At 45.4% G+C, this 13,116-nt stretch carries 6 protein-coding genes; 5 read left to right on the top strand and 1 reads right to left on the bottom strand.

Annotated elements, in window-relative coordinates; all coding sequences use genetic code 11:
- Window positions 1-369: 369 nt before the first annotated feature.
- Entirely contained in the window at window positions 370-573 is a 204-nt protein-coding gene (locus tag DYH27_RS12825; protein WP_004364404.1) for a hypothetical protein, read from the bottom strand.
- Between the two features lie 214 nt (window positions 574-787).
- On the opposite strand from DYH27_RS12825, the gene DYH27_RS12820 reads away from it, so the two are divergent.
- The 5 genes from DYH27_RS12820 (at window position 788) to DYH27_RS12800 (ending at window position 13,045) form a co-directional block, all read left to right on the top strand.
- Window positions 788-2,020 (top strand): aminotransferase class I/II-fold pyridoxal phosphate-dependent enzyme, encoded by a 1,233-nt coding sequence (locus DYH27_RS12820; protein WP_004352629.1) that lies wholly within the window; start codon window positions 788-790, stop codon window positions 2,018-2,020.
- The gene (locus tag DYH27_RS12815; RefSeq protein ID WP_004352624.1) at window positions 2,021-2,719 is read left to right on the top strand and encodes a TetR/AcrR family transcriptional regulator; all 699 of its coding nucleotides are present in this window, start codon (window positions 2,021-2,023) and stop codon (window positions 2,717-2,719) included. It abuts the gene before it with no gap.
- Between the two features lie 475 nt (window positions 2,720-3,194).
- Window positions 3,195-4,604, top strand: coding sequence for a DUF4099 domain-containing protein (locus DYH27_RS12810; RefSeq protein WP_025068470.1), 1,410 nt, complete (start codon window positions 3,195-3,197; stop codon window positions 4,602-4,604).
- A gap of 20 nt (window positions 4,605-4,624) precedes the next feature.
- Entirely contained in the window at window positions 4,625-6,706 is a 2,082-nt protein-coding gene (topB, locus tag DYH27_RS12805; protein ID WP_115338024.1) for a type IA DNA topoisomerase, read from the top strand.
- 93 nt (window positions 6,707-6,799) lie between these two features.
- On the top strand, window positions 6,800-13,045 hold the full coding sequence (locus tag DYH27_RS12800; protein WP_025068441.1) for a helicase-related protein: 6,246 nt from the start codon (window positions 6,800-6,802) through the stop codon (window positions 13,043-13,045).
- Window positions 13,046-13,116 lie beyond the last annotated feature (71 nt).

Genomic DNA, 13,116 nt, shown 5'->3' with positions numbered 1-13,116 from the left:
TAGGGACAACATCCTTGTATTATGAAGACAATAACCAATCTTTTCAGAATGGAATAGATAATTAAATTGAGACCATTTCATAATTTGTATCGTTATTATGTGAAATTGGAGCAGAAACTTTTCCGTTGCCAATGTTTTGCGAAACTAACTTTGGACAAGGGGGTAGTTCTGCTCCATTTTTTAGACTTACACGTCATCTTGATTTTGTATAAGAGTTGTTTTTAGCGAAATAATTATAAGATAATTCTTATAATAGCTTCAGCAGATTATCAAAATCTGACAACTGTGTATTTTTCTACCATAGAATATAGAACTTTATACTTTAAAGGAGTCCTCCCTAAAGGAGTCCTCCCTTAATCGTTGTTAGTCTCAAGGTTTTACGGTAGATTGAGATTGGTCTGACGAAACAGACTTCTTCTTTTCGGTTTTCTCTCCAGTAGAGCAGCCTGTTGAACACACAGCGATGGAGTCTAACAAGTCCTTCCAAAAACCACTGTTACCACCTTTGACGTCATTTAGACTATTTGTCAAAACATCTTTTGGTTCTACGATTTCATTGAATTTCAACTTCATAAGAATGTTTTTTTTGTGCCTTCTTTTAGCTTCCGGCATTGCTTTGTAATGTCTGTTCAATAATATTGTCGACAAATTATCTTCTTGACGCTGCAAATATACATATACATATTGTTTAAAACAAGAAAAATAGTTTTTTTTTTTTTCAAAATTTGTATTTTCTTAGTATTTTAGCTACATTTGTAGCATTATTTACTATCTATACATTGTTTATATGGAAAAAAGATTTATTACATTAAAAGATTTCGAGATTACTCCCAACGAGAATGTTACTGAGCGTAGCCAAAAATTCCAAAGCTATATTGACCAAATGGAGCAGTTCGGCTGCAAGAGTTATTGGGTCATGGCAAAAACGGGAGTTGGAGCAAAAATGCAGATAGAGGGCTATGATGGTGAAGTTTCCGCATACATTTCCAATGATTACCTTGGTATGTCGCAAAGGACTGAGACCAAGGAGGCTGGCATAAATGCCGTCCTGAAATACGGTACAGGGGCAAGTGCCGCTCAAGCCATAGGAGGCTATTTAGACATCCATCAGCAGTTGGAACAAGGCATTGCAAAGTTCGTTGGTCAGGAAGATGCAATTCTCTTCTCATCTGGATTTGGTGCCAATGCAGGTTTGCTCCGTGCTATATTGGGAAAAAATGACATAGCCTACATTGATTCGTATATCCATACCAGTGCCACAAGTGGTTTAATTGGAACCAATGTAAAGCATATAGGACACAACGACATTGACTATCTTGACATGATCCTTGAACGGGAAACGGGAAAATATCAGACTCGATTGGTCATCATCGATGGGGTCTATTCCCAGAATGGAGATTTATCAAAACTTCCCCAATACATTGCGGTCTGCAAGAAACACAATTGTCTTCTTATGATGGATGACGCTCACGGCATTGGAGTTATGGGAGAAAACGGCAGAGGAACAGCCGAATATTATAATTGCTTGGGACAAGTAGATATTATTACAGGAACTTTCAGTAAGTCTTTCGGATGTGTCGGTGGTTTTGTTGCCGCGTCAGAAAAACTGATTCAGTATCTGAGATATTATGCTGACAGTAATGTCTTTTCCGCAGCAATGACTCCACAGGTTGCAGCATCTTCCCTAAAGGCACTGGAACTCATACAGACACAACCAGAGATTCGCAAGAAGTTGTGGACTAATGTCAATTATCTGCGCAAACGACTGACAGAGGAAGGCTTTGATATAGGCTGCTCCATATCAGCCATATTTCCTATTATGGTAAGAGACAATAAAAAAGTATACGAAATAGCACGAGAATTGCAAAAAAGATGTATCTTTGTAAGCGGTATCACATACCCTGCGGTAAGAACTAAGGAAGCACGGCTTAGAGTCAGCGTGTTGGCTTCCCATGAAACAGTACAGTTGGAACAATTGGTAACCGCTCTTGTGGAAATCAGAAAATCAATACCTTTTTAAATGGCAGAAGAAGAAAACAAAACCAAAAGATATAGAAGGACAAACGTCGACATACAGGCAGACATTATCAAGGCAGCAGAAAGTCTGATTAAGAAAAAAGGCTTTGCATCAATGCTGGTGACAGAACTTATTAAGAAAGCCAGGATTGAACCGCTTGTCTTCTATAACAGATATGACAATCTTAGCGAGTTTTATGATGAATTCGTTAAGAGATACGATTATTGGTTTAAGGGTGTCCTGACTGGAATTGAATTTCCGACAGATTCAAAATTAGGGTATATCAATATTCTCAAGAATCTGCAGGAGGAACTTCAAGAAAAATCTGTGATGTTAGAACTATTACGTTGGGAAATTGCAGAAGGGAATGAGACAACTGTTCGTACAGCCATGCTTCGTGAAATGCACACTTTGCCTCTTGTCAATATCTACGAGACAAAATTTAAGGATACAGACATCTCAGCCATATCTGCACTGATTATTGGTGGTATATATTACCTTAACCTGCATAGGGATCGCTCTAAATTTGCAGAAATAGACTTAAACACAGAGGTTGGTCGCAAACGCATAGAAAAAGCTTTGGAGGATTTAGGGAATATGATATTCCACTATCAAGATCTGACTGATTACAAACATACTGTTGCAGAGAAAATGAAAGAAAACGGCATTAGTGATGAAATCATTAAAAAATGCCTTAATTGAACGATACATAACAAGTATATTCCCCACTTATCTAGCGTGATAATTGGGGGATTTTTAAGTCGTCCAGTAAAACTTTTTTCTTCCAATCTGTGTAATAGAAATCGTCTTTAACACCACTTTTTTTGACTTTAAATCCAAAAAATAAGTCATTTTCTAATAAGAACAAGCATTTTTGTGATGCTTACTATTTGGAACTAAAATACAAGTCCCCATAGAGTAAAAATGCCTGTATCGCCTATAGATAAACGGTTTGCAGACTTTCAGTTTATTTTTTGTGAATAGCAATTGAATATTCTTATTATGGAAACGATATTCTAGCTAAGTGATTTTTGAGGTTATCCTGTAAACTAAGTACAACAGGTTATTTCACATAAATTCCTTTTATTTCCCACTTTTCCCGAAAACTTTTATATCTCTTCATATACCTATAATTTAGCTGCTTGATAAAAGTATTCACCATAAAAATTATCAAGCAATGGAATCAAACAGCAATGACAATTACGTGCTGGTCTTGGAAGACCGCACGGAAGTAAAAAATGAGCAGGAAGCGGGCAAGCTGTCCGTCGTGTCCGGTGTTGACGACAAGGGAAACCTCAAGACCACAGAGGCTGCCGCTGCCAATCAGGCAGCGTTCTTGAAGTTCAATAGCAAGGACGGACTTCTGAAGAACTTCATGGCCAACTTCCTCAAACAGTTTAATAACCCAACTCATTTTGGACTGTACAAAGTATTGGCAGACAATGTGGAGCAGGGCGTGGATAACCTGCGCACCATGCTGCAAAGCCGTGAGAAGCTCGAAAGCAAGCAGCAGCTGGCAGAGATTGGAGTGTCCTTTGAGGATTATCTGCCGCAAAAGAAGAATACCACTGCCATCGACCCCGAGAAAGTGGACTGGAAGATGCTCGACAACCTTGGACTGTCCCGTGAGAGATTGGAACAGAGTGGAGAGTTGGAAAAAATGCTTAACTGGCAGAAGACCAACCTCTTGACGATTGCCGTTCCCTTTGGCGAAACGACTATCTACACCGAAGCCCGCCTTGCGTTCCGTACGGACGATAATGGCAATATCGGTTTGGCAATTCATCCTTTGAGAAAAGAACCACAGCTTGACTTTCCCTATATGGGCTACAAGTTCTCTCCCGAAGAAAAGGAGCAACTCCTCACTACGGGTAATCTCGGCAAGACCATTGAAGTAACACCCAAGAATGGCGAACCTTTCTCTGCCTACGTCTCCATCGACCCGCAGACCAACGAAATTATAACCCTGCGTGCCGACCGTGTGAACATTCCCAAGGAAATCAAGGGCGTTACGCTCTCTGATGTACAATACAAAGACCTCGTGGAAGGCAAAGCCGTGAAGGTGGAAGGTATGACTGCCAAGAGCGGTAAGTCCTTTGATGCCACGCTTCAAGTTAATGCCGAGCGAAAGGGCATTGAGTTTATCTTTGGCGACAGCAAGAGTTTAAGAGAACGACAGGAACACAAACAGACACAGCAGCAAGGCATCCCACATAAGCTTTGCGGCTTAGAGTTATCAGATAAACAGCGTGAAGCCTTGGATAGCGGTCGTACACTATATCTAAAGAATATGGTGGATAAACAAGGGCAACCTTTCAACGCATACGTTCGTATGGACAAGGAGCAGAACCGCCCACGTTTTTACAAGTGGAATCCTGACAAGAAGCAGGAAACCGGCAAAGAAAAAGTGGTTACCGTAGCCGAAGAACACAAAACACAGGTAGCTGTCAATAACCACGGCAAGACGAATGAAGCCACCAAGGATGTGAAAGAGCCTCTCAAAACGGGACAGACACAACCTACTGCCGAGCAGAAGCAAAAGCAGGACGAGAACAAGCAGAAGAAGTCCCGTGGACGTAGATTGTAACCTTAAAACCATTCAGCACTATGACAACTTGTATTATTGCCGAGAAACCCTCGGTAGCCAGAGATATTGCCCGCATCGTAGGAGCAACGAGCAAGCAGGACGGATATATGGAAGGCTGCGGCTATGTCGTTACTTGGGCAATGGGACACCTCATCGCCCTTGCCATGCCCGAATCCTATGGTTTTTCCGCTTATAAGCGTGAGGACTTACCCATTCGTCCCAATCCCTTTCAGTTAGTGGTACGACAAGTGCGTAAGGACAAGGAGTATGTATCAGATCCAGCAGCATTGAAGCAACTCAAGGTGATACGCTCCTGCTTTGACAAGGCAGACCGCATCATCGTTGCCACCGATGCAGGGCGTGAGGGTGAGCTCATCTTCCGCTATATCTATCAATATCTAAATTGTCGAAAGCCTTTCGACCGCCTTTGGATAAGTTCACTCACAGACAAGGCTATCCGTGAAGGACTTTCCAATCTCAAACCTGGAAACTGTTACGACAATCTCTATCATTCCGCCAAGGCAAGAAGCGAAGCCGACTGGTTGGTGGGTATCAATGCAAGCCGTGCATTGTCTATCGCCCGCAAGGGAGGCTATTCTTTGGGACGGGTACAGACCCCAACACTTGCTATGGTCTGCCGTCGGTACATAGAGAATCGTGATTTTTCTTCCGTGCCCTATTGGAAATTATCCGTTCACACAGAAAAAGAGGGCTTGTCGCTGAAAGCCGTTGGCTGTAAAGACAATGAGAGTGAAGCATCGGCACAGACTGCTCTCGCTGCACTTCGCAGTCAGAGCCAGCTTACAGTGGAATCGGTCGTAAGAAAGGTGGCTGGTACACCGCCACCACTCTTGTACGACCTTACTGCCTTGCAGAAAGATGCCAACAGACGCCACGGCTTTTCTGCAGACAAGACCCTCTCGATAGCCCAAAGCCTCTATGAGAAGAAAATCACAACCTATCCACGCACAGGCAGCAGATATATCAGCGAGGATGTCTTCGAGGAAATACCCGCTCTGCTACGCAAGATAGGCAAGACACTATCAAATCCACTTAACCGCCATTCTGTGGACAATGCCAAAGTTACCGACCACCACGCCATCATACCGACAGGTGAAACACCCTTAGGATTGTCGGCAGATGAAACAACTATCTATCAAATGGTGGTCAATCGCTTTGTCGAAGCCTTTTCTCCCGATTCCGAGGAAGAGCGTATGCAGGTGCGGTTTACTGACGGTACCAACACCTTTACTTGGAAAGCGTGTAGGCAGATCTCCTTGGGATGGAAAGCCGTGCAGAAAGACAAGGCAACAGAAGCAGATAAGAAAGAAGATGGTGATGAACATATTTTGTCTTCATTGCCGAACTTAACAGAAGGTGAAGTCCTATCACTTGTCAATGCAGACATCACCGAGCATAAGACTAAACCTAAACCACTCTACACAGAAGCGACACTGCTTTCTGCTATGGAGAATGCTGGCAAGGAAGTGAAGGAAGACGATAAGCGCAAAGCAATGGCAGAGTGCGGTATTGGCACACCTGCCACAAGAGCCAACATCATCGAAACGCTTATCCTCCGTGATTATATCCGCAGGGACAAGAAAGCCATCATACCTACCGAGAAAGGCCTGGCAGTCTATGAGATTGTCAAAGATAAAAAGATTGCCAACGCGGAGATGACAGGTGCATGGGAACTGGCACTTGCCGCTATTGAAGCAGGAAAGATGCCTGCAGATAAGTTTTCACAAGGCATCAACTCATACGTCGTCACCATCTGTGAGGAACTCCTTTCACTTACTCCCGAACAAAAGTTCTATCCTGTCTACCGCTGCCCAAAATGCGGACAGCAGAGTGTCGGCATCTATGCCAAGGTAGCCAAGTGCAGGCATGAAACCTGTGGTTTCCACGTGTTTCGTGAAGTCTGCGGCATACATCTCTCTGAAGATAACATCCGTGACTTGATAAGCTCCGGTCGTACGTCTACCCTTAAAGGGCTGACCAGCAAGGCAGGAAAGAAATTCAATGCCCGACTTGTTCTGGGCGAAGATTACATCACTTTCTTTGAGTTTGAGAATAAGAAAGGAAAACAAAGAGGGAGATAATCCTGGCAAAAACAACGAGGAATAGATATAGGTCGGGAGATACAAGTACTACCTCCCGACCTTTTTACCTCCACTTTATTAAAAGAAAACACTATGGCATACAATAAGAAAGAAGTCCTGCAAGCCAACACGGAAGCCATCCGTGTGGTCTTGCGCCTAGAGAAAGAACGTCGTGAAGCCACCGAAACTGAGAAAAGTATCTTGCGGAACTATCAAGGTTTCGGTGGCTTGAAATGTGTACTCAACCGCACAGATAATCCCGATGACATACGCTATTGGAGCAAGTCTGAGCAGAACCTCTTTGAACCTACCCAACAGCTCAAGCAGATGATTTATCGTGAAGCCTTAGATGCCAACACTGCCAAGCGGTATTGGGAGAGCATCAAGGCAAGCGTACTGACCTCCTTCTATACTGATACCCGTATCGTTACCGCCATTGCCGATGCTCTCACTTCTGTAAATGTACCCATACGCCGATGTTTGGATCCTTCGGCTGGTATGGGTGCCTTTGCCGAGACCTTTGCAAAGCAAGCAGGAGTTGTAGATGCAATGGAGAAGGACTTGCTCACTGCCCGCATCAGTCAAGCCCTGCACCCCTATGGCAAAGGCAATATCTTCGTCCGAAATGAGCCTTTTGAAGCTATAGGGGAGTTAGAAAACAAAGACAAGTACGACCTTATTACAAGTAACATTCCTTTCGGTGATTTCATGGTCTATGACCGAGAATACAGCAAAGGTAAGGACACTCTTAAACGTGAGTCCACACGTGCCATTCACAATTACTTCTTCGTGAAAGGTCTGGACTGCATCAAGGAAGGTGGAATTTTGGCATTCATCACCTCACAGGGCGTATTAGACAGTCCCCGCAATGAAGCCATACGCCATTACCTCATGCAGAACAGCCGCCTTATCTCCGCTCTCCGACTGCCATCGGGTATGTTTTCAGACAATGCTGGAACGGACGTAGGCAGTGACCTCATCGTCCTGCAAAAGCAGACGGGTAAAGAAATCAGCGAAGGAATTGAACAGCAGTTCGTAGAAACTGTTTCTGTTCCCAAGGAAGAAGGTTCTTCGGTCGTCTTCAAGCATAACTCTCTTTTTGTAGGAGATTGGAAAGACATTTCTCATCGCACCATTGCCACAGAGCGCATAATGGGTACAGACCCTTATGGAAGACCTGCATGGGAGTATCGGTTCACGGGAGGGATTGAGGAAATGGCAGAAAGTCTCCGAACACGGATCTCCCTTGAAATGGGACAACGTATCGACCGTAAACTATATGAAACAGGTATACCGATGACAGAGGCAGAGCGAGAGGCAGAAGCAGAGAAACAGCTTCGCAAGTTGGGTATTACCATAAGTCGGAAAGAAGAAACAGAGAAGACAAAGACTGAAGACAAGGGTATAAACGATGCCTATAACCTCATGCCCGACAATATCAGGAAGCAACTGCCAAAACTTTACAGCACGGAAAAGGAACTCATTGGTGATAAGATAGCCTATGCACGCTATTTCTTCCCTATGGGAGCATACACAGCCTACCTTCTGGAATATGACCCTAAGAACCGCATTGGTTTCGGTGCTGTCACGATGGGTTATGGCTGGGAGCTTGGCAATATGTCCCTCGATGAGATGGAAGGCGTGAAGGTAAGAGGATTGGGGATTGAACGTGACCTGTACTTCTCTCCTAAGAAATTGCACGAGATAGCCGAACTGGAAGAAATAGTCAGGGGACAATATACCAAAGAAGAAGTGGTGGCAGAGGAAATCAAGGAAGAAGTGATAACAAAGGCAGAAACAGAGAATAAGGTTAAGGAGACTGTAACCATTGCTTCTGAGAACGATACGCAGATAATGGAAAATACCGTTCCTAACGGCGAGACAATCCCATTACAGCCGTCATCATCAAAATCTGCCCCACAACAATTCGTATCAGAACAGCCTTCCATGACTATAGAACCTGCGCCCGAAGGCGTACCCGCCTTGACACTTCATCATCAATACGAGCAGGAGCCACAGGAAATCCGTACGGATATTGAAGCTCCGAGAAAGATGAACGGGCAGACGATATTCTTTGACGACGATCATCATCCAGTGGTGGACAATAACATGGAAGACATCGGACAACCGGAGCAGCTGTCACTGTTTGCCCCGGAGGAATACAGCCTTTGGACAAGAGAGGTCAGCCGTGTGAACAATGAAATCAAGGATAATTCAGGAACTTCACAGGCGCATCGTCCTATAACTCAAACTGCTCCCCAGAAATCATCGGAGTCCAAGATGCAAAAAGCAGCGACTATTCCTCAACGGCGTACCCGTGGCAACAGGAAAAAGGCTTCTTCCTCTCCACGTGAGCCGTCGCTTTTCGACTTCATGAACGAAACCGAGGAGCGCAAGCCGCAGCCGATAGTGGAAGTCAAAAAGGAGTTTGACGCTTCACCGCGCCCTTTTCTCTCTTCGCCGGACTCTCACCTGAGAGACGGCTCCATTGTCGTGCAGAAAGGGCAGATGGGGTTTCTTTCTGACTTAAAGCGACATCCGACTTTTAACCCGATGGACTTGCCGTATGCGCAGCTCTCCCGTCTCAAAGCCTATATCGAGATACGGGAGTGCTATCATCGTCTCTATGACTACGAGGCAGAGAACCATGCAGAGGACAGGGAAGACCGCAGCAGGCTCAATCATCTGTATGATGACTATGTTGCACGCTGGGGCTACTTTAACCAGAAGGCGAACACCGACATCATCAAGATGGATGCTACAGGCGTGGAAATGCTCTTCTTGGAACGCTCTGAGAATGGCAGGTACGTCAAAGCGGACATCTTTGACCATCCCACGGCATTTTCCACCACGGAACTGACCGTTGCCGCAGACCCGATGGAGGCACTGGGTGCATCGCTCAACAAGTACGGCACGGTGGAACTTGACTACATGAGTTCGCTTTTACCTGATATGGAGGAAAGCGACATCATTTCTTCCTTGGAAGGTCGCATCTATTTCAATCCCGAAGAGAATGCCTACGAAGTGGCGGACAAGTTCATTTCGGGCAATGTAATAGAAAAGGCGGAGCGTATCGAGTCGTGGCTCTTGGACCATCCCGACCACGAAGAGGCAAAGCAGAGCCTTGCTGCCTTGCGTGCAGCCACGCCAACACCCATTCCATTTGCGGACCTTGACTTCAATCTCGGTGAACGCTGGATACCTGCCAAAGTCTATGGCAGGTTTGCCTCAGAGTTTTTCGGGACGGATATTGGCGTATCCTACCATTCCAACATGGACGAGTATTCCATTGTCTGCGACCGAAAGAATGCCAATATCTGGCACAAGTATGCCGTACAGGGTGAGTTCCGCCGCTATGACGGTATCAATCTCTTAAAGCATGCCCTACACAATACCATTCCCGACATCAACAAGAGCAAGGAGGTGACGGACAAGGTTACGGGAGAGACCAAGACCATCAAAGTAAGGGACGGACATGCCATACAGATGGCAAATGCCAAGATTGAGGAAATCAGGCAGGGCTTTGTCGATTGGCTCGGACGGACACCTGACACGTTCAAGCAGCAGTTATCCGACCGTTACAACCGCCTTTTCAACTGTTTTGTACGTCCGAACTTTGACGGCACGCACCAGACGTTTCCCGACCTTGACCTCAGACGATTGGGCATTGCCGACCTTTACAAGAGTCAGAAGGATGCTGTGTGGATGCTCAAAACCAACGGTGGCGGCATCTGCGATCACGAGGTGGGAGCGGGAAAGACACTCATCATGTGTACGGCTGCCTACGAGATGAAGCGATTGGGACTCTCAAACAAGCCGATGATTATCGGACTAAAGGCAAACGTCTTCGATATTGCCGATACCTTTAGGAAAGCTTATCCTAATGCTAAGGTACTCTATCCAGGCAAGAACGATTTCAATAAGCAGAACCGCCAGCGTATTTTCAACGACATCAAGAACAACGATTGGGACTGTATTATACTTACACATGAACAGTTCGGTATGATACCGCAGGCCTTGGAGATACAGGAAGCGATTATGCAAAAGGAACTGGACTCCGTGGAAGAGAACCTCGAAGTGTTGCGACAACAAGGAAGAGACATCTCCCGTGGCATGCTCAAAGGACTGGAAAAACGCAAGCAGACGCTTGAAGCCAAGTTGCAGAACATACAGGATAGCATCGCCGAGCGCAAGGATGATGCTGTAGATTTCAAGATGATGGGTATCGACCACCTCTTTGTAGATGAATCGCACCAATTCAAGAATCTGATGTTCAACACACGCCATGACCGTGTGTCGGGTTTGGGCAATCCCGATGGCTCACAGCGTGCCTTAAACATGCTCTTTGCTATTCGTACCATACAGGAACGGTCGGGCAAGGACTTGGGCGCAACCTTCCTTTCAGGCACAACTATTTCCAACAGTCTGACGGAACTTTATCTGCTTTTCAAGTATCTGCGCCCGCAAGCCTTGGAAAGGCAAGGCATCAATAGTTTTGACGCATGGGCTGCTGTCTTTGCCAAGAAGTCCACCGACTATGAGTTTTCCATCACGAATGAGATTATTCAGAAGGAACGCTTCAGAACATTTATCAAGGTTCCGGAGCTGGCTGCTTTCTATGCGGAGATTTGCGATTTTCGTACAGCCAAGGACATCGGTATTGACAGACCGGAGAAGAATGAGATACTGCATAACATACCACCGACACCCGAACAGGAGGTTTTTATCGGAAAGTTGATGGAGTTTGCCAAGAGTGGCGATGCCACAATCTTAGGTCGTGCGCCGCTGAGCGAGAGTGAGGAAAGGGCGAAGATGCTCATTGCCACAGACTACGCCCGCAAGATGAGCCTTGATTTACGCATGATTGATGAAAATGTGTACTCAGATCATATTGACAACAAGGCAAGTCATTGTGCGAAGCTGCTCAATGACTATTACCAAAAGTACGATGCACAGAAAGGAACGCAGTTTGTTTTCTCTGATTTGGGGACTTATAAGCCTGGTGGAGATTTCAATGTCTATTCGGAAATCAAGCGTAAGCTGGTAGAAGACTATCATATCCCGTCCTACGAGATACGCTTCATTCAGGAGTGCAAGAACGAGAAGGCAAAGAAAGCGATGGTAGATGCCATGAACCGTGGTGACATTCGCATTATCTTCGGTTCTACCTCTATGTTGGGTACTGGTGTGAATGCCCAGCAACGTGCCGTTGCGGTCCATCAACTTGACACGCCGTGGCGACCATCGGATCTGGAACAGCGTAACGGGCGTGCCATCCGTAAAGGAAACCTTGTTGCCAAGGAGTTTGCCGACAACAAGGTCGATGTGATTATCTATGCCGTAGAGCGATCGCTAGACAGTTATAAGTTCAACCTGCTTCACAACAAGCAGCTTTTCATCAATCAGCTAAAGACAAACACGCTTGGCAGTCGTACCATTGACGAGGGTTCAATGGACGAGGACAGCGGCATGAACTTCTCCGAATACGTAGCGGTGCTTTCTGGCAATACCGACCTTTTGGAGAAAGCAAGACTGGACAAGAAGATTACCACCTTGGAATCCGAGCGCAAGAATTTCCTCCGTGAGCGTGATGCCGCGACGGGGAAGTTGGCGGAGATTGACAGTTCCGTGTCCTTCCATTCGGATAAGATCAAGGAAGCCAAGGCGGATTTGGAGTGTTTTGAGAAGCGTGTGGAGCGTGACAAGGAAGGACTGCCCGTCAATAAACTGACAATCAAAGGTGTGGAGGACTGCACCGACATCAAGATCATCGCCGCACGTTTGCAGGAGATAGACGAGAAGGCACGAACCAAGGGCGAGTACAACAAAATCGGTGATATTTATGGTTTCTCTATCATGGTCAAGACAGAGAGCACTTCCAAGGACTTGTTCGACTGCTCGGTGAACCGCTTCTTTGTGAAAGGGCAGGAGTCTATCTACTACACTTACAATAATGGAAAGTTGGCAACAGACCCGAAACTCGCATGTCAGAACTTCGTTAATGCCTTGGAGCGTATTCCAAAGGTGATAGAATCGCACGAGAAGGAAATGGAGAAAGTAACAGCCAATAAGGATGTTTACATTACTATTGCAAACAGCTCGTGGAAAAAAGAGGACGAGCTTCGCTCACTTAAAAGTGAAGCTGCGGAGCTGGACAGAAAGATTGCACTTACACTTGCTCCACCTGATGAGGAAAAAGATGAAACGGAAGAAAAGGAGCAAGAAGAGAATTTACCCAACAATAATTATTCTGCCAAAATAAAAAATGAAAACAACCCTGTCCAAGATAAAGAAGAGGATAGCCGGTTACAGAGTTTCAGACCCAAGTGGAGACACTAATGGAAGTGTATTTGTAATTATTTGTCGAGCCGGTTAGATTTTGGCAATAAACGAGTATTATTGCCAAAATT

This window comes from Prevotella denticola (assembly GCF_900454835.1).
In the GTDB taxonomy this organism is placed as follows: domain Bacteria; phylum Bacteroidota; class Bacteroidia; order Bacteroidales; family Bacteroidaceae; genus Prevotella; species Prevotella denticola.
This window is presented reverse-complemented; position numbering and strand designations above follow the sequence as displayed.